General features: G+C 69.3%; 24 protein-coding genes and 1 pseudogene. 9 read left to right on the plus strand and 16 right to left on the minus strand.

The window, feature by feature from the left end:
* Positions 1 to 48: 48 nt before the first annotated feature.
* A complete protein-coding gene (locus OG293_RS16080) occupies positions 49 to 831 on the minus strand; it encodes an NUDIX hydrolase (protein WP_405999479.1) in 783 nt (260 codons plus the stop codon).
* A gap of 79 nt (positions 832 to 910) precedes the next feature.
* Entirely contained in the window at positions 911 to 1,753 is an 843-nt protein-coding gene (nth, locus tag OG293_RS16085) for an endonuclease III (RefSeq protein WP_405999480.1), read from the minus strand.
* A 283-nt stretch (positions 1,754 to 2,036) separates the two neighbouring features.
* Here nth and OG293_RS16090 point away from each other — a divergent pair, with 283 nt between their 5' ends.
* On the plus strand, positions 2,037 to 2,711 hold the full coding sequence (locus OG293_RS16090; RefSeq protein WP_108150862.1) for a Crp/Fnr family transcriptional regulator: 675 nt from the start codon (positions 2,037 to 2,039) through the stop codon (positions 2,709 to 2,711).
* A gap of 204 nt (positions 2,712 to 2,915) precedes the next feature.
* On the opposite strand, the gene OG293_RS16095 is transcribed toward OG293_RS16090, so the two are convergent.
* The 6 genes from OG293_RS16095 to OG293_RS16120 all read right to left on the minus strand — a co-directional run bounded on the left by OG293_RS16095 (position 2,916) and on the right by OG293_RS16120 (position 7,221).
* Positions 2,916 to 3,800 (minus strand): prohibitin family protein, encoded by an 885-nt coding sequence (locus tag OG293_RS16095; protein ID WP_405999481.1) that lies wholly within the window; start codon positions 3,798 to 3,800, stop codon positions 2,916 to 2,918.
* Positions 3,801 to 3,955: 155 nt separating this feature from the next.
* Complete coding sequence (locus OG293_RS16100; RefSeq protein ID WP_405999482.1) at positions 3,956 to 4,786, minus strand: MBL fold metallo-hydrolase; 831 nt, start codon at positions 4,784 to 4,786, stop codon at positions 3,956 to 3,958.
* A 223-nt stretch (positions 4,787 to 5,009) separates the two neighbouring features.
* Positions 5,010 to 5,873, minus strand: a complete 864-nt coding sequence (locus OG293_RS16105; RefSeq protein WP_405999483.1) for an NUDIX hydrolase — start codon at positions 5,871 to 5,873, stop codon at positions 5,010 to 5,012.
* A gap of 69 nt (positions 5,874 to 5,942) precedes the next feature.
* Positions 5,943 to 6,245: a PQQ-dependent sugar dehydrogenase gene (locus OG293_RS16110; protein WP_405999484.1), complete on the minus strand. Its 303-nt coding sequence runs from the start codon at positions 6,243 to 6,245 to the stop codon at positions 5,943 to 5,945.
* 341 nt (positions 6,246 to 6,586) lie between these two features.
* Positions 6,587 to 7,057, minus strand: coding sequence for a RidA family protein (locus OG293_RS16115; RefSeq protein WP_405999485.1), 471 nt, complete (start codon positions 7,055 to 7,057; stop codon positions 6,587 to 6,589).
* Complete coding sequence (locus OG293_RS16120) at positions 7,054 to 7,221, minus strand: DUF4177 domain-containing protein (RefSeq protein ID WP_405999486.1); 168 nt, start codon at positions 7,219 to 7,221, stop codon at positions 7,054 to 7,056. The genes OG293_RS16115 and OG293_RS16120 overlap by 4 nt, the downstream gene beginning before the upstream one ends.
* A 97-nt stretch (positions 7,222 to 7,318) precedes the next feature.
* On the opposite strand from OG293_RS16120, the gene OG293_RS16125 reads away from it, so the two are divergent.
* Both OG293_RS16125 and OG293_RS16130 read left to right on the plus strand, forming a co-directional pair.
* A complete protein-coding gene (locus OG293_RS16125) occupies positions 7,319 to 8,278 on the plus strand; it encodes an ArsA family ATPase (RefSeq protein WP_405999487.1) in 960 nt (319 codons plus the stop codon).
* On the plus strand, positions 8,275 to 9,540 hold the full coding sequence (locus OG293_RS16130; protein WP_405999488.1) for an ArsA family ATPase: 1,266 nt from the start codon (positions 8,275 to 8,277) through the stop codon (positions 9,538 to 9,540). Before OG293_RS16125 ends, OG293_RS16130 begins: the two co-directional genes overlap by 4 nt.
* A 190-nt stretch (positions 9,541 to 9,730) precedes the next feature.
* On the opposite strand, the gene OG293_RS16135 is transcribed toward OG293_RS16130, so the two are convergent.
* Positions 9,731 to 10,075 carry a WhiB family transcriptional regulator gene (locus OG293_RS16135; RefSeq protein ID WP_177149633.1) on the minus strand — a complete coding sequence of 115 codons (345 nt, stop codon included), beginning with the start codon at positions 10,073 to 10,075 and terminating at the stop codon, positions 9,731 to 9,733.
* Positions 10,076 to 10,469: 394 nt separating this feature from the next.
* Between OG293_RS16135 and OG293_RS16140 the strand changes: the two genes are divergently transcribed.
* Complete coding sequence (locus tag OG293_RS16140; protein ID WP_405999489.1) at positions 10,470 to 12,716, plus strand: transglycosylase domain-containing protein; 2,247 nt, start codon at positions 10,470 to 10,472, stop codon at positions 12,714 to 12,716.
* Between the two features lie 200 nt (positions 12,717 to 12,916).
* Here the strand turns inward: OG293_RS16140 and OG293_RS16145 are convergent, their stop codons facing one another.
* From OG293_RS16145 to OG293_RS16155, 3 genes are all read right to left on the minus strand, one after another.
* Positions 12,917 to 13,381: a GatB/YqeY domain-containing protein gene (locus OG293_RS16145; protein ID WP_405999490.1), complete on the minus strand. Its 465-nt coding sequence runs from the start codon at positions 13,379 to 13,381 to the stop codon at positions 12,917 to 12,919.
* A gap of 162 nt (positions 13,382 to 13,543) precedes the next feature.
* Positions 13,544 to 13,768, minus strand: a complete 225-nt coding sequence (locus OG293_RS16150; RefSeq protein WP_405999491.1) for a hypothetical protein — start codon at positions 13,766 to 13,768, stop codon at positions 13,544 to 13,546.
* Between the two features lie 448 nt (positions 13,769 to 14,216).
* Positions 14,217 to 14,804, minus strand: a complete 588-nt coding sequence (locus OG293_RS16155) for a hypothetical protein (RefSeq protein ID WP_405999492.1) — start codon at positions 14,802 to 14,804, stop codon at positions 14,217 to 14,219.
* Positions 14,805 to 15,824: 1,020 nt separating this feature from the next.
* On the opposite strand from OG293_RS16155, the gene OG293_RS16160 reads away from it, so the two are divergent.
* Positions 15,825 to 16,304 (plus strand): lamin tail domain-containing protein, encoded by a 480-nt coding sequence (locus OG293_RS16160; RefSeq protein WP_405999493.1) that lies wholly within the window; start codon positions 15,825 to 15,827, stop codon positions 16,302 to 16,304.
* Between the two features lie 127 nt (positions 16,305 to 16,431).
* Here the strand turns inward: OG293_RS16160 and OG293_RS16165 are convergent, their stop codons facing one another.
* The 4 genes and pseudogenes from OG293_RS16165 to OG293_RS16180 form a co-directional block, all read right to left on the minus strand.
* Complete coding sequence (locus OG293_RS16165) at positions 16,432 to 16,557, minus strand: hypothetical protein (protein WP_405999494.1); 126 nt, start codon at positions 16,555 to 16,557, stop codon at positions 16,432 to 16,434.
* A gap of 176 nt (positions 16,558 to 16,733) precedes the next feature.
* Positions 16,734 to 17,530, minus strand: a pseudogene (locus OG293_RS16170) (SGNH/GDSL hydrolase family protein).
* 43 nt (positions 17,531 to 17,573) lie between these two features.
* The gene (locus tag OG293_RS16175) at positions 17,574 to 18,140 is read right to left on the minus strand and encodes a PadR family transcriptional regulator (RefSeq protein WP_405999495.1); all 567 of its coding nucleotides are present in this window, start codon (positions 18,138 to 18,140) and stop codon (positions 17,574 to 17,576) included.
* 559 nt (positions 18,141 to 18,699) lie between these two features.
* On the minus strand, positions 18,700 to 18,873 hold the full coding sequence (locus OG293_RS16180) for a CsbD family protein (RefSeq protein WP_405999496.1): 174 nt from the start codon (positions 18,871 to 18,873) through the stop codon (positions 18,700 to 18,702).
* Between the two features lie 415 nt (positions 18,874 to 19,288).
* Here OG293_RS16180 and OG293_RS16185 point away from each other — a divergent pair, with 415 nt between their 5' ends.
* The 4 genes from OG293_RS16185 to OG293_RS16200 all read left to right on the plus strand — a co-directional run bounded on the left by OG293_RS16185 (position 19,289) and on the right by OG293_RS16200 (position 24,400).
* A complete protein-coding gene (locus OG293_RS16185; protein ID WP_406003612.1) occupies positions 19,289 to 20,137 on the plus strand; it encodes a SigB/SigF/SigG family RNA polymerase sigma factor in 849 nt (282 codons plus the stop codon).
* A 523-nt stretch (positions 20,138 to 20,660) separates the two neighbouring features.
* Positions 20,661 to 22,097 carry a polyprenol phosphomannose-dependent alpha 1,6 mannosyltransferase MptB gene (gene mptB, locus OG293_RS16190; RefSeq protein WP_405999497.1) on the plus strand — a complete coding sequence of 479 codons (1,437 nt, stop codon included), beginning with the start codon at positions 20,661 to 20,663 and terminating at the stop codon, positions 22,095 to 22,097.
* A 159-nt stretch (positions 22,098 to 22,256) separates the two neighbouring features.
* Complete coding sequence (locus tag OG293_RS16195; protein ID WP_406003613.1) at positions 22,257 to 23,579, plus strand: glycosyltransferase 87 family protein; 1,323 nt, start codon at positions 22,257 to 22,259, stop codon at positions 23,577 to 23,579.
* The gene (locus tag OG293_RS16200) at positions 23,474 to 24,400 is read left to right on the plus strand and encodes a metallophosphoesterase (protein WP_405999498.1); all 927 of its coding nucleotides are present in this window, start codon (positions 23,474 to 23,476) and stop codon (positions 24,398 to 24,400) included. The genes OG293_RS16195 and OG293_RS16200 overlap by 106 nt, the downstream gene beginning before the upstream one ends.
* Positions 24,401 to 24,488 lie beyond the last annotated feature (88 nt).

Raw genomic sequence — 24,488 nt, forward strand, 5'->3', positions numbered from 1 at the left:
TCGTCGCCGTAATCTCCGTCGGCCTGGAGCGGCTGGGGTCACAGCCTGTCATGAGCGCCAGTCCAGCGGGACCTGCTTGGCGCGGTCCCATGGTCGTTCCCATCCGGCGAAATGCAGGATGCGATCGATCACTCCTGCGGTAAAACCCCAGACCAGAGCCCCCTCGACCATAAAGGCAGGGCCGTGGTGACCGCTCGGATGCACGGCGGTCGCACGGTTGGCCGGATCCGTGAGATCCACCACGGGCACGGTGAAGACCCGCGCGGTCTCGGCCGGGTCGACCGCTCCGACCGGGCTCGGGGTGCGCCACCATCCCAGTACGGGCGTGACGACGAAACTGCTCACGGGGATGTAGAGCTTGGGCAGCACGCCGAAGATCTGCACACCGGCCGGGTCGAGACCGGTCTCCTCCTCGGCCTCGCGCAGCGCGGCACGCAGCGGTCCGAGGGCGGCCGGATCGCCGTCCTCGGGGTCGAGCGCACCGCCCGGGAAGGAGGGCTGCCCCGGGTGGGAGCGAAGGCTGCCGGCGCGCTCCATGAGGAGCAGTTCGGGGCCCCGGGAGCCCTCGCCGAACAGGATCAGGACGGCGGACTGCCGCCCGCTGCCGCTCTCCGGCGGCAGGAAGCGGCTGAGCTGCTCGGGCTCGACGGTGTCGGCGGCGTGGACGACGGGGTCCAGCCATGCGGGCAGGCCCTCGGTCGTGACGGCCACATCAAGGGCGCGGCCCTTCGCCTGGCCCTTCGCCTGGCCCTTCGCGTCGCCGGTCGCGTGGCTCTTGTCGTACGACCGCTCGTACGTCGGCTCGTACGTCTCTTCTCCAGCGCGCGTCATCGGCACCCCCTCGTGCACAACGCCTTGGGGCGTGTGGATCGTTCCGTCGTTCCTGGGACGGGCTGCCCGGACAGGTCCGTCACCCGGTTGCCCCCAGGGCCGGAGCCGGCTTGCCCGGGTAGTCCGGGGGCGGGTTGAGGCGCTGGCCGGGCTGGCCGCCCTTCTCGTACTTGAGCAGCTTCTCCGCCTTCTCCGGGTCCGTCTCGCCCTCGCCATAGGCCGGGCACAGGTGGGCGATGGGGCAGGCGCCGCAGGCGGGCTTGCGGGCGTGGCACATGCGGCGGCCGTGGAAGATCACCCGGTGCGAGAGCATCGTCCAGTCGCTCTTGGGGAAGATCGCGGCGATCTCCGCCTCGATCTTCACCGGGTCCTCCTGCTCGGTCAGCTTCCAGCGGCGCACCAGGCGCTGGAAATGGGTGTCGACGGTGATGCCGGGCACTCCGAAGGCATTGCCGAGGACCACGAACGCCGTCTTGCGGCCCACTCCCGGCAGCTTCACCAGGTCGTCGAGGCGCCCGGGGACCTTGCCGCCGAAGTCGTCGCGCAGGGCCGTTGCGAGGCCCATGATCGACTTGGTCTTGGCGCGGAAGAACCCGGTCGGGCGGATGAGCTCCTCGACCTCTTCGGGACTGGCCGCGGCGAGATCCTCGGGCGTGGGGTACTTGGCGAAGAGCGCGGGCGTGGTCTGGTTCACCCTCAGGTCCGTCGTCTGGGCCGAGAGCACGGTGGCGACGAGCAGCTCGAAGGGGTTGGTGAAGTCCAGTTCCGGATGGGCGTACGGATACACGTCGGCGAGCTCGCGATTGATCCTGCGCGCGCGGCGGACCATGGCCAGCCGGGATTCCGGTTTGGGCTTTTTGCCCGATCTTCTTGGGCTGGGCGAGGACTGTTCGCCCACAGCGGAATTCTGCTTTCCGGACACGCTCCCAGCCCCCTTGGCCTGCGCTCTCACCGGCGAAATGGACACCCGGTCAGCCTACGGGCCACCACTGACATCTGCCCCGGTCGCCGGTAATCAGGCCCCAATCGGGCACCTCCCGCACGAACAGGCGCTCCAGTGCGTCAGACTTGTTGTGATTGATCGCACGGTTTTGCGGCCGGGGATCCGACCCGTGCTGTACGGTGCAGCGGCCTCGGTCCGATACAGCGCGGTCCGGCATCATGGGGGCCACGGTCCCCTGAGCAGGTCGACAAGGAGAGAACACGTGGACGACGTTCTGCGGCGCGCCCCGCTCTTCGCGGCGCTCGATGACGAGCAGGCCGCGGAGCTCCGCGCCTCGATGAGTGAAGTGACGCTCGCCCGCGGCGACGCGCTCTTCCACGAGGGCGACCCCGGCGACCGCCTCTACGTGGTCACCGAAGGCAAGGTGAAGCTCCACCGCACGTCCCCCGACGGCCGCGAGAACATGCTCGCCGTCCTCGGTCCGGGCGAGCTGATCGGTGAGCTCTCGCTCTTCGACCCGGGTCCGCGTACCGCGACCGCCAGCGCCCTGACCGAGGTCAAGCTCCTCGGCCTCGGCCACGGCGATCTGCAGCCCTGGCTGAACGCCCGGCCGGAGGTGGCCACCGCACTGCTGCGCGCCGTTGCCCGTCGGCTGCGCAAGACCAACGACCAGATGTCCGACCTGGTCTTCTCCGACGTGCCGGGCCGCGTTGCCCGGGCGCTCCTCGACCTGTCCCGCCGCTTCGGCGTGCAGTCGGAAGAGGGCATCCACGTCGTCCACGACCTGACCCAGGAGGAGCTGGCCCAGCTGGTCGGCGCCTCCCGCGAGACGGTCAACAAGGCGCTCGCCGACTTCGCGCAACGCGGCTGGCTGCGTCTGGAGGCGCGCGCCGTGATCCTGCTCGACGTGGAGCGCCTCGCGAAGCGTTCGCGCTGACGGACGCGCCCCGGCAGCGACGCGCGACTGACGCGTACGAAGGGCCGCCCCGGACGACCCGGGGCGGCCCTTCGCGCATCCAGACCCACTTCCTGCCACCGCCGGTCGATCCCCGCTGTCCGCGCGGCCGGCCCGTCCCTGCCGCCACCGCGGCCGGTCGGTCCCCCGCCGCCGCCTCCGGTTCCCGGCCGCCGCCGTGGCAGGTCAGTTCTTGCTGCCGTCCACGATCAGCGGGTTCGTGCTGCCGCCGCCGCAGGGCACGGCGTACACCGGGTGCTTGGCCGCCGCCTCCTTGTAGGCGTCGATGCACTGGTTGGTCAGCACCTTGTCGGTCAGCGACGCATTGAGGATCTTGTTCGCCCGGGCGATGCCCTCGGCCTCGATCCGGCGGCGCTCGGCCTCCGCCGTGGCGGTGCGCGCCGCCTCCGTCGCACGCTCGGTCGCCTGCTGCTGCTGGATCTTGCGGTCGATCTGGTCCTGCAGCCGGTCGGACGGCTTCACATTCCGCAGGTTGACGGTGGTGACGTCGATGCCGCGGGGCGCCAGCCGCTCCTTGATCAGGTCGCCTATCTCGGTATTGATCTTCTCGCGGGCCGAGGTGTAGCCCTCTTCGCTGGTGTGGCGGGCGAAGACATTGCGGATGATCTCGCGACTGTCCGGGAAGACCAGCCGCTGCTGGATCGCGTCCTCGCTGCCCGCGAGCCGGTAGAGCTCCACGGCCTTGGCCGGGGTGACCGCCCACTTCACGGTGACCTCGACGTACATCACACCGCCCTGCGAGGAGCGCACCTCGACCACGTCCTTGTCGGACAGGTTGAGGTCGACGGGTCGCGTGGAGAACGTGGTGACGTTGGTGAACGGCGAGGTGACGTTCATCCCGGGCGTCATGGGCGCGCCGACCTTGCCGAAGGTGACCGGGACGCCGACCTCGTAGGCGCTGATGACGTGCACACAGCTGGCGACACCGGCGAAGAGGCCCGCGAGCAGGGCACCGAGGGCACCGAGCTTGAGGCCGCGGCGCTCGCTGCCGCGGCCGACGAAGTAGAGCACCGCCGCGGCAATGACAAGCAGGACGAACAGCACGAACACGATGGGTCCCCCAGGAACGAATGTCAGAAGTAAGCGGAGCGTAAAGCACGGGTCAATGAACCCCATGCCTGGGGGCACCTTCAGGTTCCGTCCGGGACGCTGGGATCAGCCTGCGGCCGTCGGATCAGTCCCGGCCGCCGCATCAGCCCTGGCCGTCAGATCAGTCCGTGCTCGCGCAGATACTCCAGCTGTGCCCGCACCGACAGCTCCGCCGCCGGCCACAGCGACCTGTCCACGTCCGCGTACACCTGCGCCACCACCTCCGACGCCGTGATGTGTCCGGCCTCGACGGCTGTCTCCACCTGGGCCAGCCGGTTTGCCCGGTGCGCCAGATAGAACTCGACCGCGCCCTGTGCGTCGTCCAGTACGGGCCCGTGGCCCGGCAGGACCGTGTGCACCCCGTCGTCGACGGTGAGCGAGCGGAGCCTGCGCAGCGAGTCGAGGTAGTCACCGAGCCGCCCGTCGGGATGCGCCACGACCGTCGTGCCGCGCCCCAGAATGGTGTCTCCGGTCAGGACCGCCCGGTCGGCGGGCAGGTGGAAGCAGAGCGAGTCGGCGGTGTGGCCGGGCGTGGGGACGACCCGCAGTTCGAGCCCGCCGGTGGTGACGACGTCCCCGGCCGCGAGTCCCTCGTCGCCGAGCCGCAGCGCCGGGTCCAGGGCGCGGACCCGCGTACGCGTCAGCTCGGCGAAGCGCGCGGCGCCCTCCGCGTGGTCGGGGTGGCCGTGCGTGAGGAGGGTCAGACCAACCCGCCTGCCCGCTTTCTCTGCGGTGGCGATGACGGCCTGAAGGTGGCCGTCGTCGAGCGGCCCGGGATCGATGACGACGGCCAGACCGGAGTCGGGCTCGGCGACGATCCAGGTGTTGGTGCCGTCGAGGGTCATCGCGGACGCGTTGGGCGCGAGGACGTTGACGGCACGCGTGGTGGCGGGCCCGGAGAGTACGCCTCCGCGCGGCTGGCCCGGCAGGGCCGCGGCTTCGGTCATCGCACACCTCCGACGTACGGACCCGATGCCGACGGACCTTCCACTCCCGGCCTCCCGGCGTACACACGCGGCCCGGCTGCTTCGGCCCGCGCCCGTTTCCCGGCGTACGCACGCGGCCCGGCTGCTTCGGCCCGCGCCCGTTTCCCGGCGTACGCACGCGGCCCGGCTGCTTCGGCCCGTGCCCGTTTCCCGGCGTACGCACGCGGTCCGGCGGTCCCTGCCATCATGCGTCCCTCGTCGGGATGTGCTTGGTGAATTCGTCGTGGCCGGGCCAGCTCAGCACCAGTTCCCCGCCCTCCAGCCGCGCCGTGGCCAGGACGGGGGTCAGGTCCTGCTCCCCCGCCGCCGCGAGCGCCTCGGAGGCGCTCCCGTACGGCTGGAGCGTCCGCAGGGTCGAGACCGTCGGCGGCATCATCAGCAGTTCGCCCTGGTCATAGCCCGCAGCCGCGGCCTCGGGGCGGATCCATACCGTGCGGTCAGCCTCCGTCGACGCGTTCCTGGTCCGCTGCCCCTCGGGCAGGGCCGCCACGAAGAACCAGGTGTCGTAGCGGCGCGGCTCGAACTCCGGGGTGATCCAGCGCGCCCATGCCCCCAGCAGATCGGAGCGCAGCACCAGGCCCCGCCGGTCGAGGAAGTCCGCGAACGAGAGTTCCCTCGCGACCAGCGCCTGCCGGTCCGCCTCCCAGTCGTCGCCCGTCGTGTCGCCGACGACCGTGTCGGGCGTGGGGCCGGCGAGCAGGACGCCCGCCTCCTCGTACGTCTCCTGGACCGCCGCGCACACGATCGCCTGGGCCTCGGAGGTGCCCGTGCCGAGCCGGGACGCCCACGTCTTCAGCGTGGGGCCCGCCCAGCGCACCAGGCGGTCGTCGTCGCGCGGGTCGACGCCGCCGCCCGGATAGGCGTACGCGCCTCCGGCGAAGGCCATGGAGGCGCGCCTGCGCAGCATGTGGACGGCCACGCCGTCCGCCGTGTCGCGCAGCAGCATCACGGTCGCGGCCCGCTTCGGCTTCACGGCGGTGAGCTCACCGCTCGCCAGCGCGCGAATCCGGTCCGGCCACTCCGGCGGGTACCACTGACCATTGGACATGGCCGGAGGCTATCCGCTCTCGTCGGGATGTTCGAGGCGGCCGTGCGTGCCGCCCTCGAACCCCACCCGTCACCCGCCGGCGGTCACGTACCAACTCGCCGGGCTGCGGATTGCCGCCCGGTGTCCGAGCGACCAGACGGCGTTGCCGAACGGGTTGTCCGACGGGATCGTGCCGTCCGGGTTGATGCGCAGGATCTTGCCGTTGAGGGAGTGCTTGTCCTGCGCCCTGCTGCCGCTCTGCGCGTCGCCCATGGACGCGTACAGCTTGCCGTCGGGGCCGAAGCGCAGCCGTCCGCCGTTGTGGAAGCGGCTCTTCTCCATGCCCTGGAGCAGAATCCTGTAGTCGCTGAGCGCGTTGTTCCCGTACTTCATCCGCCTTCATCCGCACGATGCGGTTGCCCTCGGAGGCAGTGTGGGTGAAGTAGAGGTAGTGGTCGGTGGTGAACGTGGGGCTGATCTCTGGACAGATCACTTCCGCCGACGCGTCCACAAGAGAGATGCGGGGGATTGCCACAGACGAACGAAGCCCCGCGCCCGCCGGTGAATCGGCAGGCACGGGGCCTTGTAGGGGCTGACCGATGGTTCAGTCCAGGTCAGGCGTGGCAGTCGGTACGGGGCCGGGTGCAACGAGCCCGGTCGACACCAGGTCCACTCCCGGTCCAGGCACCCGAGCCAACTCGGGCGCGGATCCGGGCGGGAGCCTAGGCACGAACTCAGTCCTGGACGAGTGCCACCTGGATCTCGACCTCGACCGGCGCGTCCAGCGGCAGCACCGCCACGCCCACCGCGCTGCGCGCATGGACGCCCTTGTCGCCGAACACCGCGCCCAGCAACTCGCTGGCGCCGTTGAGGACGGCCGGCTGCCCGGTGAAGTCCGAGGCCGACGCGACGAAGCCGACGACCTTCACGACACGCGCGACCCTGTCCAGGTCGCCGACGACGGACTTCACCGCGGCCAGGGCGTTGAGCGCGCAGGTGCGAGCGAGCTCCTTGGCCTCCTCGGGGGTGACCTCCGCGCCCACCTTGCCGGTGACCGGAAGCTTGCCCTCCACCATCGGGAGCTGGCCCGCGGTGTAGACGTACGCACCCGACACGACGGCCGGCTGGTACGCGGCCAACGGCGGCACGACCGCCGGCAGCGTCAGACCGAGCTCGGCGAGCTTCGCCTCGATCGCGCCGCTCATGCCTTCTTCTCCCGCTCCCGCTTCAGGTACGCCACGAGCTGCTCGGGGTTGTTCGGCCCGGGAACGACCTGGACGAGCTCCCAGCCGTCCTCGCCCCAGGTGTCCAGAATCTGCTTGGTCGCGTGCACGAGAAGGGGCACGGTCGCGTATTCCCACTTGGTCATGGAGCCGACTGTAGCCGCACCGCCCGCCGTCCTCGTGACGCAGCCAGGGGGGCAGCCTCGTGCGTAGGCGGCAGGCCGACTGGTTAGGCTCGAATACGTGAGCAGGCTCCAGGTCGTCAGCGGCAAGGGCGGTACCGGTAAGACGACGGTCGCCGCCGCCCTCGCGCTCGCCCTCGCGACCGAGGGAAAGCGCACCCTCCTTGTCGAGGTCGAGGGCAGACAGGGCATCGCACAGCTCTTCGAGACGGAGGCCCTTCCGTACGAGGAGCGGAAGATCGCCGTCTCGTCGGGCGGTGGTGAGGTGTACGCACTGGCCATCGACGCCGAGCGCGCGCTCCTCGACTACCTCCAGATGTTCTACAAACTGGGCGGCGCGGGACGCGCGCTCAAGAAGCTCGGCGCGATCGACTTCGCGACGACGATCGCGCCGGGCGTACGGGACGTCCTGCTGACCGGCAAGGCCTGCGAGGCCGTGCGCCGCAGGACCAAGCAGGGCTCGTACGCATACGACTACGTGGTGATGGACGCCCCGCCCACCGGTCGCATCACCCGCTTTCTGAACGTCAACGACGAGGTGGCGGGCCTGGCCAAGTTCGGCCCGATACACAATCAGGCCCAGGCCGTGATGCGTGTCCTGAAATCACCCGAGACCGCGGTCCATCTGGTGACCCTCCTGGAGGAGATGCCGGTCCAGGAGACCGCGGACGGAGTCGCCGAACTGCGCGGCGCCGAACTGCCCGTCGGCAAGGTGATCGTGAACATGGTCCGGCCCCACATCCTCGACGAGGCCGCGGTGCGCAGTGCGGCGGGCGACCGCGCGGACATCGCAAGGGCGCTGACCGCCGCGGGCGTCAGCGGTTCTGCGAAGCTCGTCACCCCGCTGCTGGAACAGGCCGCGGACCACGCCCAGCGCGTGGAGCTGGAGCGTGAGCAGCGGGCCGCGCTGAGCGGACTCGGCCTGCCGACGTACGAACTCCCCCTGCTGAGTGAGGGAGTCGACCTGGCGGGGCTCTATCAACTGTCCAAGGAACTGCGGAAGCAAGGGACCGGCTCATGACCCTGGACGCGGCGGCCCCACTCGAAGTCGACCCCCTGATCGACGACCCCGCGACCCGCATCATCGTCTGCTGCGGCGCGGGCGGTGTCGGCAAGACGACGACGGCGGCGGCCCTCGGCGTACGGGCGGCGGAGCGCGGCCGCAAGGTCGTCGTCCTGACCATCGACCCGGCCCGCAGGCTCGCCCAGTCCATGGGCATCGACTCGCTGGACAACACCCCCCGCAGGGTCAAGGGCATCGACGGCGAGGGCGACCTGCACGCCATGATGCTCGACATGAAGCGGACCTTCGACGAGATCGTCGAGGCACACGCGGACGGCGACCGGGCGCGCGCGATCCTGGAGAACCCCTTCTACCAGTCCCTGTCGGCCGGCTTCGCGGGCACGCAGGAGTACATGGCGATGGAGAAGCTGGGCCAGCTGCGCGCCCGCGACGAATGGGACCTGATCGTCGTCGACACCCCGCCGTCGCGGTCCGCGCTGGACTTCCTGGACGCTCCGGGGCGTCTCGGATCCTTCCTGGACGGGAAGTTCATCAAGCTGTTGATGGCACCGGCGAAGATGGGCGGCCGGGCGGGGATGAAATTCCTCAATGTCGGCATGTCGATGATGACGGGGACGCTCGGCAAGCTGCTCGGCGGTCAACTCCTGCGCGATGTCCAGACCTTCGTGGCCGCGATGGACACCATGTTCGGCGGCTTCCGCACCCGCGCCGACGCCACCTATCGGCTGCTCCAGGCCCCCGGCACTGCCTTCCTGGTGGTCGCCGCGCCGGAGCGGGACGCGCTGCGGGAGGCGGCGTACTTCGTGGAGCGACTGGCGGCGGAGGAGATGCCGCTGGCCGGTCTGGTCCTGAACCGGGTCCATGGCAGCGACGCTGCCCGGCTGTCCGCCGAGCGGGCGCTTGCAGCCGCAGAAAATCTTGACGAGACCCGCATTGTGGATCAGATGCCCGGGAAGACTGGTGTTCGTGGCGCCACGGCCTCTCCCGAATCCCCGTCCGTGGACCACACTTCCATGGACGACGCCCCCGAGGACCACACCACCGGACAACTGACAGCGGGCCTGTTGCGCCTGCACGCCGAACGAATGCAGGTGCTCGCGCGCGAACAGCGCACGCGCGACCGCTTCACCGCACTCCACCCCGAAGTGGCAGTGGCCCAGGTGCCGGCCCTGCCCGGCGACGTACACGACCTCGCCGGCCTGCGGGCGATCGGTGAGCGGCTCGCGACCGGTGGTGCAACTCCGGTCGGATCTGCGTAGTCGGCCCGCCTGTCTGCGCACGCCGGCGACGCATAGTCGGCCCGCCTGCCTGCCGGGCGCAGCCGAAGCCGCCGCAGTGCCCGGCAGAAGCCGTGCATTCATCTGCAGCTGCGGCACCGCTCGTGGCTGCGCGGGACGCACCGCCCGGACGCCCGGAACGAAACAGCCCCCGGAACAGAACAGATGTGGGCTACCCCACCGCTGCGTACGTCTCGTATGTCTCGTCGTCGTCGAGCCCCACGGGCAGGATGCCCGCGCTGCGCTCGTACTCCGTCCGCGCTGTCTCGAGCAGTCTGCGCCAGGAGGTGACCGTGGGACGCCTGCGCAGCAGTGCGCGGCGCTCCCGCTCGGTCATTCCGCCCCAGACGCCGAACTCGACGCGATTGTCCAGGGCATCGGCCAGGCACTCGGTGCGCACCGGGCAACCGGTGCACACCGCCTTGGCCCTGTTCTGCGCTGCCCCTTGTACGAACAGTTCATCCGGATCGGTAGTGCGGCAGGCTGCCTGCGCACTCCAGTCGGTTACCCAGCCCATGCCGGCGCCGTCCTCTCCCGAATCGAGGCTCCCCCACGGCGGCAGCGGCATATTCACCGCTGCCAGTTGAGGACGTTACGGAAGGTGGGCACAGCGCAACACCCCCTTCGGGCCCAATCTTGAATGGCCCGAACGGACTATGCGTACGCGGCAGATCACCCACGGGAGTGAGCTGGAGACATATGTAACTATCCCGACAAAATGGGGCAGTTCGATGGGGTCACGCAGGACGCCGAATGACGCCTGAGACGGCTTCGGACAGGGGGCCCGCCGGACTCGTGTACCGCGGATTCCTGGAAGGCCTTGATGCAGAACCGCACTGCTGTGACAGTTGTGAGCAGCTTAGGCCAAGGCCTATACGCGTGTCCGGCGAATGAGAACGTAGGCTGCCCCCATGCCAAAGAAGCGCTCCGGCGGAGGTCTGACCGGGACCCAGCAGGCCGCCAAGTTCCTCGGTGTCAGCGTGCTCTCGGGTGCGGTGCTGGCAGGCATCGCCCTGCCCGCCGCCGGCGCACTGGGCCTCGCGGCCAAGGGAACGGTCAAGGGTTTCGACGAGATCCCCGCCAATCTCAAGACCCCGCCGCTGAGTCAGCGCACCACGATCCTTGACTCGCAGGGCGGGCCGCTCGCCACGGTCTACTCCCGCGACCGCACGGTGGTACCGCTCACGGCGATCTCTCCCTTCATGCAGAAGGCGATCGTCGCCATCGAGGACTCGCGCTTCTACGAGCACGGCGCGATCGACCTCAAGGGCGTGCTGCGAGCGCTCAACCGCAATGCCCAGTCGGGCGGCGTCTCCCAGGGCGCGTCGACCCTGACGCAGCAGTATGTGAAGAATGTCTTCGTCGAGGAGGCAGGCGACGACCCCGACAAGGTCGCCCAGGCCACCCAGCAGACGATCGGCCGCAAGATCCAGGAACTCAAGTACGCGATCCAGGTCGAGGAAGAGCTGGGCAAGAAGAAGATCCTGGAGAACTACCTCAACATCACCTTCTTCGGACAGCAGTCGTACGGAGTCGAGGCGGCCTCCCAGCGCTACTTCTCCAAGTCGGCCAAGGACCTGAAGCTGGAGGAGGCGGCGCTGCTCGCGGGAATCGTCCAGTCCCCCAGCCGCTACGACCCGGTCAATGACACGCAGGAGGCGACCAAGCGTCGCAACACCGTGCTGCAGCGCATGGCCGCGATGCACGACGTCACCCAGGAAGAGGCGGACAAGGCGAAGGCCGCGCCGATCCAGCTGAAGGTCAGCAAGCCCAAGAACGGCTGCATCACGGCGGCCAACGGCGCGGGCTTCTTCTGTGACTACGTACGCGAGGTGTTCCTCTCCGACCCGGTCTTCGGCAAGACCAAGGAGGCCCGGACCAAGGTCTGGAACCAGGGCGGCCTGACGATCAGGACGACGCTGGACCCGCAGGCGCAGAAGTCGGCACAGAAATCGATCAAGAAGCACGTCTACCAGACGGACGACGTCGCCACGGCGGTCACGATGGTCCAGCCCGGCAGCGGCAAGATCATGGCGATGGGCCAGTCCCGTCCGTACGGCTTCGGCAAGACCGAGACCCAGATCAACTACTCGGTCAACCAGGGCATGGGCGGATCGAACTACGGCTTCCCGGTCGGCTCGACCTTCAAGCCGTTCGTGGCCGCCGCGGCGATAGAGCAGGGCAAGCCGCCGACACAGAGCTACCCGGCGCCGTACGAGATGCCCTACCCCTCCGAGGTGCCGACGTGCAGCGGGAAGCCGTGGGTCAACCTCGGCAACCAGCGGCTGGAGAACGAGAACGAGTCCGAGGTCGGCCCCTACGCCCTCAAGGACGCGATGGCGAAGTCGGTCAACACGTACTTCGTCCAGATGATCGCCGACATAGGGCTCTGCCCGGTCATGGAGATGACCCAGAAGCTCGGCGTGGTGCAGGGCAACGGCAAGAAGCTGCCGGAGGAGCCCTCGGCGCTCACCCTGGGCTCGACCGGTATCTCGCCGCTGACCATGGCCAATGCGTACGCGACCTTCGCCAACCGCGGCACGTACTGCACGCCGACGGCGATCGAGTCGATCACGACGGCCGACCGCAAGAGCCTGGAAGTGCCGAAGTCCACCTGCGGCAAGGTCATGTCGGAGCAGACGGCGGACACGATCAACACCCTGCTCCGCGGAGTGATCGACTCCGGTACCGGTCAGCAGGCGGGTCTCGAGAGCCGCGCCAACGCGGGCAAGACGGGTACGACCGACGGCCGGAAGAACGCCTGGTTCGTCGGCTACACCCCGAACCTGTCCGGGGCCGTGTGGGTGGGCAGCCCGACCCAGCTGGTGAAGATGGAGCGCATCTACATCGGTGGCGAGTACCAGGACAAGGTCTTCGGTGGCCAGGTGCCGGGACCGATCTGGCGGGACGCGATGACCGGGGCGCTGGACGGCAAGGAAGCCCCCCCGTTCAACGACGTGGCGATCCCGGACCCGCCCACGGACAAGAGGAAGCCCGGCGACGACGAGAAACCGGGCGACCCACGGGGCCAGGGCAACGGCGGACGGCAGCCGTGGCCGGGGATCTCGATCCCGCCGGACCTGAGCGGCGGCGGCAACAACCGCGGCCAGGGCAACGGCGGGAGCGACGGCGGTGGGAGGGGCGGGATCTACCCGTAGAAGTGAGCAAGGGGACCCGGCCGACCGGCCGGGTCCCCTCTTGCATTTCTCCTCGGGGGTCACCCCTGGGTGCGCTCGCTGAGCAATGTTTGCGCGCCCGCGGTGTCGGAGGTCGGCCTGCCGGGGACTCTCTCTGCCGGGGAAGCATCCCTGGCGAGCCTGCCGACGGGCGGAGCCTGCCCTCGCTGCGCCGCCGTGGCTCAGCCGGCGAGCAGCTGCTTCACCATCGCGGCCACCCGGCCACCCTCGGCGCGCCCGGCCACCTTCGGGTTCACGATCTTCATGACGGCCCCCATGGCACGCGGCCCCTCGGCACCGGCGGCCTTCGCCTCCTCGACGGCCTGGGCGACGATCGCCCCGAGCTCGTCGTCGGTCAGCTGCTTCGGCAGATAGGCATCGAGGAGCACCCCTTCGGCCTGCTCCCGCTCGGCCTGCTCGGCCCGCCCACCCTGCGCAAACGCCTCGGCGGCCTCGCGGCGCTTCTTGGCCTCCTTGGCGATCACCAGCTGCACCTCGTCGTCGGAGAGCTCACGGGCGGTCTTGCCCGAGACCTCTTCCTTGGTGATCGCGGCGAGGGTCAGCCTGAGCGTGGAGGAGCACAGCTCGTCACGCGCCCTGATGGCGTCGGTGAGGTCGGCCTGGAGCTTGGACTTGAGCGTAGTCATGGTTCCTTCATAGTTTTTTGCATGGGCCCGGTCAACGAGGATTCGCAGGTCAACAAGGACTCGGAACGGCTCCGCAGGCCGGCCCGGACAGCCGGGTCCCAGCGGGACAAGCGCAGTCGTGCCGATGGGGCAGGGGAACCGGCAGCGATCCACTGCCGGATTTCACACGTCAACGACGACGATCAAACAGATGTCGACCGACAAGAGCGTATCTGCCGTGACATCGCGGAGCGTCTTGGTGTGACGGTCGATCAGCGCATGGTCTTCCAGATCGCGGACGACCACAGCACCGGCCTTCACGGGGCAGGCGAACCAACGGGATCTTGCCGACCCCGGCGACCGGTTCAGTCCGCGCACAGGGGTGGCGCGCGCTTGCAGGTCCAGCACGACACCTCCCGACGGCTCGAAGACGCACTGATCGACTGCGCCCAGGACGTGAAGCCGCGCACCGGGCGACGGGGGTGCGGCTGCAACAAGCGCGGCACGGCCATCATTCCCACAGAGACCGACATCGTGCGCGAGATTTTCTCGCGGCACCTCGACGGGGAGTCGACCACAGCCGTCGCGATGGACCTCAATCGGCCGGGCGAGCAGCCATCACATGGCCGGTGTCCGCGTCTTCCGAGGGCGGCAGCGGCGGCAGCCACCTGCCCAATCGCGCCACCCGCTCCGCCCGACCGCCGGGCGCCCTGCCGTGCCGCCGGCTCCGCCCCACTGCCTGGTGCCCTGCCGTGCCGCCGGCCCCGAGCCGATGCGCAGACCAAGACGGCGGATGGGCAAACACATCACTCGTGTCGCATATGAACTGATCGTGCACCTTCAAGCAGTGAACTGCTCACCCCGCGCCGGGCGGAAAGTTCTGCCGAATATATCCGGCCAGATCCGTCGCGGCGATCTTGATCTCCCGCGAGGAAGTATCCAGCTGACTCAGGTACTCCTGGATGGAATTACCTTCCGGGCAGCACTCACGCAGGCGCCGCAGCGTCACGAACATATGGGTGAGATCATCTTGCCGTTCATCGGCGGCCATGATGAATTTCGCCGCCAGATCCGGTGCATAAATTTCCAGAAACTGAACAAGCTTGACGGAGTCCGCGGACGGCGGTCGCATCCGGCCGATAAAGCCCCGTTGCGGTTGGGGCCGAAGCTGAGCACGCAGATGCTCGCCGCCACCCCCCTGCGAGATCTGGCAGGAGACGACGTACTCTGCCGTCTCTCCGCGCGATGGCATACCTGCTTGGACCCAGGAGTGGACCGCCAGGTTCGTCGTGTGCGCCTTCCGGCTCCAATCGTGCAATTGTTCATGCAGTTCGATGAGTGCAGCCCGAAAATCAAACGGTCGCGGGGGAACTTTCTGGGCGGCGGACCGCTGAATGACCGCCGAAACAACACTGACGGCCACAGCCGCGACTTCAATGATCATTTTGCCCCCTCGCGCCAGTCAGGCAAGTATTAGCATCCACGACGAAGGAGCCGCACGAGCTTTCTGAAAGAAGTGGAAAGCGCATAGGCGTGCCCGCGGATTTCGTCGTAGGTCACCGGGGCGAGACGGCCAGGCAGCGCCGGCCGGTGAAGCGAACCGGCGGCGATCCGGCTCCGTCGGCCTGCTCGCCCCCGGACGTCCCGTCCCGGCGCCGCCTGCACCGCGGGGGAACCGAACCGCGGGCAGACGTCAGACGTCCCGCCGAGCGAAGGTGAGATGGGCCAAGCCCACCGCCGGGCAGTAGATCATGGTTCGCGCAGGGCGGGTGACCGTCGGTGCCCTCTCGCCGAGACGCCGGAAGTGCGACGTCACGGGGCTTGCGCGCAGGCAAGGGGTGCCCGCTTCTGCCCCCTTGGGCCGTGGGACGCCCGCCGAGGCTCCCCGTCGCCGTGCGGCAGGCGTGCCCAGCCATCGACAGGAGTCCGGGGCGGCCACAGGACACCGGCCACTGTCCCCCTTGCTGCCCGCACAACCTCTGCGCATGGAGCGGGCGTACGCACCTTGGCCTCGTCCCGGCTGCCGAGCGGCGCGACCGAAGCACCCCTGTGCATCCTCCGTCCCGACGGGCCACCCGCGCGATATCGGTCACCCGTACGGCATCAGCCAGAGTGTGCGAAGAAACGTGCAGAAGCGCCGTTACCAAGAGACCGCCCGCCGAATGGATGATGCGCCGGACAGCGCCACCAGGAGTGCGCCGGAGCTCGCAAGGGCTTCCTGTTGATCGTTGAACGGATCGGTGTAGCGGTCAGTGAATGTCAGGGCCACGGTCGCCACCCATGCGTGTCCCATACAAGCGTCAGTTACGGAAATGTCCGTAAACGGTAATGCATGTCAGTTGACCTGCCACGAGCTCCGGTTACGGCCCAGAGTTTGGGTCCTCGGCTCAGCACGGGCCGGGAACCCGCACCGCCCACCAGTCTCATCGGCTGGTGGAGCAACGTTCTTGAGGGGACATCACCTATGTCTGCTTCTCGCATCACCCGCCGCATCGCCGCGACCGCGCTCGCGGCCGGAGCCGTCGTCTCCGCTGTCGCCCTGCCGGCCTCGGCCCAGGACAACGACCACGGCCGGCATCACCAGCAGTCCCGGGTCGTGATCAGCGACGTGCAGGCGGACAGCCCCGGACGCGACAACGGCAGTAACCGGTCCCTCAACGCCGAGTGGGTCGAGATCACCAACACGACCCGCCGCAGCGTGGACCTGGACGGCTGGACGCTGCGCGACTCGGACGGCAACCGCTACCGCTTCGAGGACGTCCGTATCGCCGGCCGCGCCACCATCCGTATCCACACCGGTGTCGGCCGCGACACCCGCACCGACCTCTACCAGGACCGCCGCGACTACGTGTGGGGCAACCGCACCGACACGGCGACCCTGCGCGACGACCACGGCCGCACCGTCGACACCGAGTCCTGGGGCCGAGGCCACCACCACCGCTGATCCAGCCTGTGAGGGCGGCCGTCCGCCCGTCGACACCGGACGACCCACCCCTCCGTGAACCGTGTGCCCCGGGCAGCCTGACCTGCCCGGGGCACACACCGGTCCGGACTTCCACAGCTGGTCACGGTCACATCAGACAGTCGGAATCCTTCCGGACGATCGTCCAGCCGGCGAGCTCGGCACAGAACGAGGCGAGCTGGTTGATGTCTGCCGCGTCGAACGCGGTGAGTTCCAAGCGTCCTGTCACAGTCATCCCTCCATCCTGCCCGGGCCCTCTGACAGCGGCAGCTGCTCGCTCCTGCGCCTGCCTTCCGACAGCGGCAGCCGCTCACTGCCGACCCCGGCTGTCCGTCGCTGTGCCCACCCGCAGGCGCTCACTTCGTCGCAGCCGAGCGCGCCCGTCGGCCGCTCGCGCTGCCTAAGGAGCGCTCACCTTCCTTCCTCGCTCTGCCCGGTGCCGGCAGGTGTCTCCACGGGAAGGAGCCCTGGGCGCTTGGCCGTACGTCCGTCGCCGGATGAGCGACCGCGCAGGCGTCTGCCCAGCCATGGCCCCAGGAAGGCGGCTCCCAGCCCACTTCGGCGAAGGTGGCGCCCCAGCCGGTGGGCGGGGGAGGTGAGGGAGGGGACAGCGGGTGGGTCCAGGTGTCGTCGCTGTCGGGCAGAGCGAGGGCATCGGCGACGGCGGCAGCGATCCGCTGGTGCCCGAGAGGGCTGGCATGCAGCCGGTCCGGGCTCCACAGGCGCGGGTCGGTGACCACCGGATGGCGGCTGGTCTCAGCGACGGTGACCCCGTGGAGTACGGCAGCTCGGCGGATACGGTCATTGAGGGCGGCGACGCGGGAACTGAAAGGCCGGGCAAGCGGTGTGATGCGCGCGATGTCGGGGAAGGTGACGGTGGCGACGCGGGCTCCCTGGGCGGTGAGCGCTGCGAACATCACCTCCAGATGGCCCGCCACCTCGTCCGCGTCGAACCGGGGCCGCAGCAGGTCGTTGACCCCGGCGACCACGGTGGCCAGATCGGGGCGCAGAGCGAGGCCGGGGGCAAGCTGCTCGTCGTGGACCTGGTGGACGAGGCGTCCACGTACGCCGAGATTGGCGTACGTCATCCCGGGGTTGTGCTGAGCGAGGTGTTCGGCGAGGCGGTCGGCCCAGCCCCGCAGTCCGACGGTGTCGTCTCCGTCGCCGAGGCCCTCGGTCTGGCTGTCGCCCAGGGCGACATAGCGCAAGGTGACACGGCCTGGGGTGACACGGCCCGGGGTGTGCTGGTCCCTACCGGGCACGACCGCCTTCTCTCTCCCTCAGGATGGTGATCGTGCGTTCGCACCAGTCGTGGTTGCCTCGTTCGAAGTCGAGGCCGCGCAGGCATGTCAGATAGGGGCCAATGCGCTCGCCGTGGCGCAGGAAGTCCTCTTCGGCGCGTTCGCCCCGCATGGCGCGCAGCAGCTTGCCGAACAGATCGGCCTTGGCCTGCGCGAAGGCGGCTCGCTCGGTGAGCTGCGCGATCAGCGTCCGTGCGTCGACATGATCGGCGGCCTGGACCTTGACGACCAGGTCGTCGCGCATGAAGGAGGGCTTGGCAGCGGTGCCCGTGAAGTGGTCCAGTTCGGCCAGGCCCGCGTCGGTGACCGAGAAGAGGCGCTTGTTGGGCCGGGTTTCCTGGATCACTTCACGGCCCGTGATCAGTCCGTCCTTCTCCAGCCGGGTCAGCTCGGCGTACAACTGTTGCGGCTGGGCGTGCCAGAAGTTCGCCACCCCGAGGTCGAATGCTTTGACCAGCTGGTATCCGCTCAGCTCCTCGTCGAGCAGCGCCGCCAGAACCGCGTGCCTCAACGCCATCGAATCGCCTCCTCCTCTGCCTTCCCGGCCCGTGGGCACGCCAGGAACACTCCCATGGTACTCATCAATATGATTAGTCATGTCGATGAGTAGAGGAGCTGAGATCAGAGTAGGACGGGCGGTCGACGGGCCGGCGGCGGGTCGTGCGGTTGCGGGCTGGCGTCGGCACCGGCGCACCGGCGCGCAGGCGCGCCGTCCCGCCCGCGATCAAATCCCCATCGCAATCCCCCTCGCGGTCCCGCCCGCCGCGGACGAGGCGGTACGGATGCGTCTCAGGTGAGAGGCATCAGGACGGAGATGCGTTTCCCACCGCCGACGAAGCGGGTCACGGTCACTGAGGCGGCGAGTCGGCAGATCAGGCGCCAGCCGTGGCCGCCGATTCTCAGGAGTCCTTCGTGTTGTTGCGCTCCGGCAGCCTGGGCACCTGGTCACTGCGGTCGGTCACGCTCACCCGCACGGCGTCCTCGGGTACATGGCCGCAAAAGCACCGGAAAGTCGGAAAGGACGACAGCCCGCCGCCCCCGCAGGGTGCGACGAGCTGTCGGTACACACGGCCTGCTCAGTGGCGGAAGATGTCCTTCATCTTCTCCTTCGCCTGGCGGGCATCGCCCTTGGCCTGCTCGGCCCGGCCCTCCGCGGTCATCCGCTCGTTGCCCACGGCACGGCCCGCAGTCTCCTTGGCCTTGCCCTTGGCCTGCTCCGTCTTGGCCTTGGCCTTCTCGTTCTCAGCCACAGCAATTCACATCCAAGCTGGACTAGACGACATGTGCTGTGCACTACTCCTGACCGCTCACATCCCCCGCAAACAAATCTCCGGGAAGGCTCCGAATTTTCCCTTCCCTGCCCCATTTCCCCTTGCCCTGCCCTATTCCCTACAGACGGTAACGTCCACTGACTGTCATGTGAACTTCCCATACGGTTCGCACCTGCCCGAAATCAGCTGCGCCGGGAACGAGGAGCTTAACGAGGAGCTTGGTCAATAACGTCCATGCATGGAATGCCTGCATGCGGGAAGACGAGATCTGGCAGTGCCGCTCAAGGGAGGAGAACTCATGTTCAGCGTCGTATCGACCGTGAACACCGCGAGTGACGCCAGTGACGCGAGTGATACGAGTGATACGAGTGAGCCGACGCCGGGGCAGGCCCCGATGCCGGGAGTCGTTCGGCGAGTGGGTGAGCTGCCGTGGGTGGAGGAGGCCGGCAAGCTGGCCCCGCGTGACGCAAAGAGTCTGTCGAAGCTGTTCTTCGACCGGCTCCAGGTCCTCGAAGAAGGCACGCACGAGTACCAGTACGCCCGCAACACACTCATCGAGATGAACCAGTCTCTCGTCCACTTCGCCGCCCGCCGGTTCCGCAACCGCGGCGACGGCGAGATGGAGGACATCATCCAGGTCGGCACCATCGGCCTGATCAAGGCGATCGACCGGTTCGACCTGTCTCGCGAGGTCGAGTTCACCTCCTTCGCGATCCCGTACATCGTCGGCGAGATCAAGCGTTTCTTCCGGGACACCACCTGGGCCGTCCATGTGCCGCGCCGGCTCCAGGAACTGCGGAGCGAACTCGCCAAGGCCAAGGAACAGCTCGCCACCGTCCTGGACCGCCAGCCCACGGTGAAGGAACTGGCCGAACTCCTCGAACTGAGCGAGGACGAGGTCGTCGAAGGCCTGGTCGCGGCCAACGGCTACACCGCCGGCTCCCTCGACACGCCCGCCGCCGAGTCCGACACCGCCCCCACGAGTGCCGGCAGCGGGCGCGCCTACGCAGACGTCGTCGGCGATGTCGATCCCGCGATGGAGCTCATGGAAGACCTCCACTCCCTCGCGCCTCTGCTGGAGCAACTGGACGACCGCGAGCGGCAGATCCTGGAAATGCGCTTCGGCCGGGAGATGACCCAGTCGGAGATCGGCGCGGAGCTCAGCGTCTCCCAGATGCAGGTCTCCCGTCTGCTGACCCGCATCCTGACCAAGCTGCGTACGGGCCTGCTCGTCGAGCACTGAGCCCGGCCGGGCCGAGTTGCGAGGCCCCAACCCCGCACGCCGAGACCCCGGCCCGCAAGCGCCGCGCCCCCTGAGCAGCCGCTCCGGGGGCGCGGCGCCGTATCTGCCCCGCGCTGTTCGTGTGCGGTACGGAAATACGGGTCAGGCATGTGACGTACGAAATGCGGAGTGGCCTCGGACGGGAATGTCCGGGGCCCCGAGATTTCACTCCCCTGGTACTTCTGCCAACCGTACCGGCGGCCACCTCGACCCCCCGCCCGGCGGAACGCATCACGAAACCCTGTTATCGACCTCCGGGACTCCGAACGCCCGGGACTCCGCACGCCCGGCAAATGACTCCCCACGCAAAAGAATTCACCGTGTTTCACTTCTCGGGAATGCGGTACGGGGGAATTTCCGGGGCCCGGCGTGGGCCACCTCCGCACGCCCGTCCGTATGTTCGTCATACGGCCGTCACGCGGAGGCCGCCCGGTGGCGGTGACAGCGTCGCCTTTCGGACACCGCCCGTTGACACCCTGCCCAGATGCTGGCGCTCTCCGTCCCCGTCGACACGCACCGCTGCCAACTGCTCGGGCTGGTGGGCTCGACCGCGCTGGCCGCGGGTGGTGTGACCGCGGGCGCACTGCCCGTACAAGCGGCTCTGGCGCCTGAGTCGGGCCGGGCGGCGCTCGGCCTGGTCTCCGTGTACTTCGGGCTCGTCCTGCTGGTCTCGGCCTGGGCCCTGCTGGGACAGGCGGTCCGCGGTCCGCGGCCACCCGACCGGCATGCCCTGCTCGTGACGCTGGGCCTGTGGGCGGCGCCGCTGCTGCTGGCGCCGCCGCTGTTCAGCAGGGACGTGTACAGCTATCTCGCACAGGGCGCGATGGTGGACGCTCAGATGGACGTGTACACGCACGGGCCCTCGCACCTCGGCGGGCCGCTGCCCGCGGAGGTGGCGCCTCTGTGGCGGCACACGCCCACCCCGTACGGCCCGCTCTTCCTCGCCTGCGCACGTGCCATCACCGACTTCACCCGGTCCGAGGTCTTCACCGGCGTGATCGGCATGCGGCTCGTCGCCCTGCTCGGGCTCGCCGTGATGGTGTTCTGTCTTCCCGCGCTGGCCCGGCACTGCGGAGCCGACCCCGGCGCCGCGCTCTGGCTCGGCGCCCTCAATCCGCTGGTGCTGCTGCACCTCGTCGGCGGAGCCCACAATGACGCGATCATGCTCGGCCTGCTGGGCGCGGGCCTGGTGGCCGCGCTCGGCCGCCGGCCGGTACTCGCGGCCGTCCTGATCACTCTCGCAGCCTTGGTCAAAGCCCCGGCCGCGCTCGGTCTGGTGGCCGTCGCGCTGCTGTGGGGCCGACAGCTCGGCGGCCTTGTGCCGCGGGTGAAGGCCGCGGTGTCGGTTCTCGGGATCAGCGCGGGGACGACGGCGGCGACAACCGCCCTGACCGGTACGGGATACGGATGGATATCCGCCCTCGGCACCCCGGTCTCGCCACAGAACTGGTCGATCACCTCCTCCCTCGGCCGGATGACCGGCGCCCTGCTGGAGGACGCGGGCAGCAGCCTCGCCCAATTCGCCGCGCCCGCCTGGCACATGGCGGGACTCCTCGCCACGGCCCTGGCGGTACTGCTCGCCTGGCGACGCCACCATCGGCTGCGCCCGGTGTACGCACTGGGCCTCAGCCTGATCGCGGTCGCGGTCCTCGGTCCGGCGATACGGCCCTGGTACGTGCTGTGGGGGCTGTTCCTGATAGCGGCCGTCGGGCCGAACAGTTCGGTACGCCGGACGATCGCCGTCGCCAGCGGGGTGCTGGCCCTCGGCGTACTTCCGAGTGGCTTCGCACCGGAAGGGCCGCAGGTCGCGCTGGCGACGTGCGGCGGAGTACTCGCGGTGCTCGCCCTGTGGTGCGCGCACCGGATGACCGGGCGCGCCGGGTCCCGGGCGGGGACGAATCCGCTCGGGAGCACGGCCTGAGGCGGCGAGGGGTGACGAGGGGCGGCGAGGGGTGACGACGTGCGACGTGAAGGAGCGCGGCATGACGAAGAGGTTGGGGAGCGCCGCATGAAGCCGACCAAGGCCAAGGCCACGACCACGGCCCGGACCACAACAGCACCCAAGGCCAAGGCCAGGGCCATGTCCTGGCCGGCGACCACCCGAGGGCGAGTGCTGCTCGTCGCTGGGCTGGCTGCCTCCGTCGCACTCTTCCTGGCGACGGTCCCCCTGCACCGGCACTGGTTCGACCTCGGCGTGTACTACGGAGCCGTCGGCACCTGGAGGGACGGCGGCCGCATCTACGACTATCTGATGCCGGGCACGCACTACGGCTTCACCTATCCGCCGTTCGCCGCGGTGTTCATGCTGCCGATGACGCTCGTCGGCTGGCACAGCGCGGTCGCGATCAGCCTGCTGCTCAATTTCGCGGCGGTGGCGGCCGTGCTGTACTTCACGGCCGGGGACGCCGTCCGCAGACAGGGCTGGAGCCGGTGGTTCGCCTTCGCCGTCGCCGGCTGTCTGTTCCTGCTGCTGGAGCCGGTCCGCGACACATTCAGTTTCGGCCAGGTCAATCTGCTGCTGCTGACGCTCGTCCTCACGGATGCCTGGCTGCTGTCGACCGGGCGCGGGCGCATGGTGGGCTTCGGCATCGGCCTCGCAGCCGCGATCAAGCTCACCCCGGCGATCTTCATCTGCTATCTGCTGATCACCCGCCGCCGACGCGCGGCGGCCACGGCCGGGGGTGTCGCGATCAGCGCGACGCTCTTCGCCCTCTGGGCGGCCCCCGAGGCCTCACGTGTCTACTGGACCGAGGCGATGTGGGACACGAACCGCGTCGGTTCGCTCGCGTACGTCTCGAACCAGTCCTGGCAAGGAGTCCTGGCCCGGCTGTCGGAACCGGACGACCCGAGCCGTACCGTCTGGGCGCTCGGCGTGATCGTGCTCCTGTGTTTCTGGGCCTGGAGGGTACGCCGAGCCGTCGCCGCCGGCGACGAGCTCGCGGGCTTCGCGCTGACCGGCCTCACGGCCTGCCTCGTGAGCCCGGTCACCTGGGTGCACCACCTGGTGTGGGTCATCCCGGCGCTCGTCGTGCTCACGGACGCGGGACTGCGCAGGGAGAAGGACGACCCGGGAAGACGGCGGCTGCTGCGCTGGGCGGGGGTGCTCCACGTCATCCTCTGCAGCAGCTTCGTATGGCTGTGGAGCTGGGACGCATCGGGCATCGACGGCTTCCTCGGCAGCAACACGTACGTCTGGATCTCGCTCGGCCTGCTCATCGCGCTCCCCGTACGGGAAGGAGCGACGGCGACGGCTGCCCGCCGGGTCCCCCGGACTGGCGGGTCTGCAACGATGGGCGCATGCGTGCACGCTACGGAGTACCCCTGGGAATCACGGCAGTCGGCGCGGCCGGCCTCGCCTACGCCGCCGGCTTCGAGGCCCGCTCCTTCAGGCTCCGACGGCTGACGGTTCCGGTGCTGCCGCGCGGGATGCGGCCGTTGCGCGTGCTCCAGGTCTCGGACATCCACATGGTGCGCGGCCAGCGCAAGAAGCGCGCGTGGCTCCAGTCCCTGGCGGGCCTGCGCCCGGACTTCGTCGTGAACACCGGCGACAACCTGTCCGACCCGGAGGCGGTCCCGGAGGTTGTCGACGCGCTCGGCCCACTGATGGAACGCCCCGGCGTCTATGTCTTCGGCTCGAACGACTACTACGGCCCCAAGCTCCGCAACCCGGCCCGCTACCTGATCGAGAAGGCCCAGGGCCGCCACGGCCTGAACGGCAACGCCCCGGCTGTCGGCGTGGTCCACAACCCGTGGGAGGACCTGCGCGACGCGTTCGAGGCGGCGGGCTGGGTGGGCCTGAGCAACACCCGAGGCCGCCTGAAAGTGGACGGCTACGAGCTCGCGTTCACCGGCCTCGACGACCCCCACATCAAGCGCGACCGCTACGAGCGGGTCGCCGGCGGCCCGGAGAAGGACGCGGACCTCTCGCTGGCGATCGTCCACGCCCCGTATCTGCGGACACTGGACGCGTTCACGGCGGACGGCTACCCCTTGATCCTCGCGGGCCACACCCACGGCGGCCAGCTGTGCATCCCCTTCTACGGGGCGCTGGTCACCAACTGCGACCTGGACACGGCGCGGGTGAAGGGCGTCTCCACCCACGACTCGGCGGGGAACGTCTCCTACCTGCACGTCTCGGCGGGCTGCGGCACGAACCGCTACACACCGGTGCGCTTCGCGTGCCCACCGGAGGCGACGCTGCTGACGCTGGTGGCGCGGGACTGAGGACGGAGCGTGGCGCGGCCTGAAGGCCGCCGACCGGCGGCCGGGAGTCGGCCGGGAAGGTGTCGGTGCGCCCGTCGAGGTGCGGCTC

The sequence above is a fragment of the Streptomyces sp. NBC_00829 genome, assembly GCF_045161795.1.
Taxonomy (GTDB): domain Bacteria; phylum Actinomycetota; class Actinomycetes; order Streptomycetales; family Streptomycetaceae; genus Streptomyces.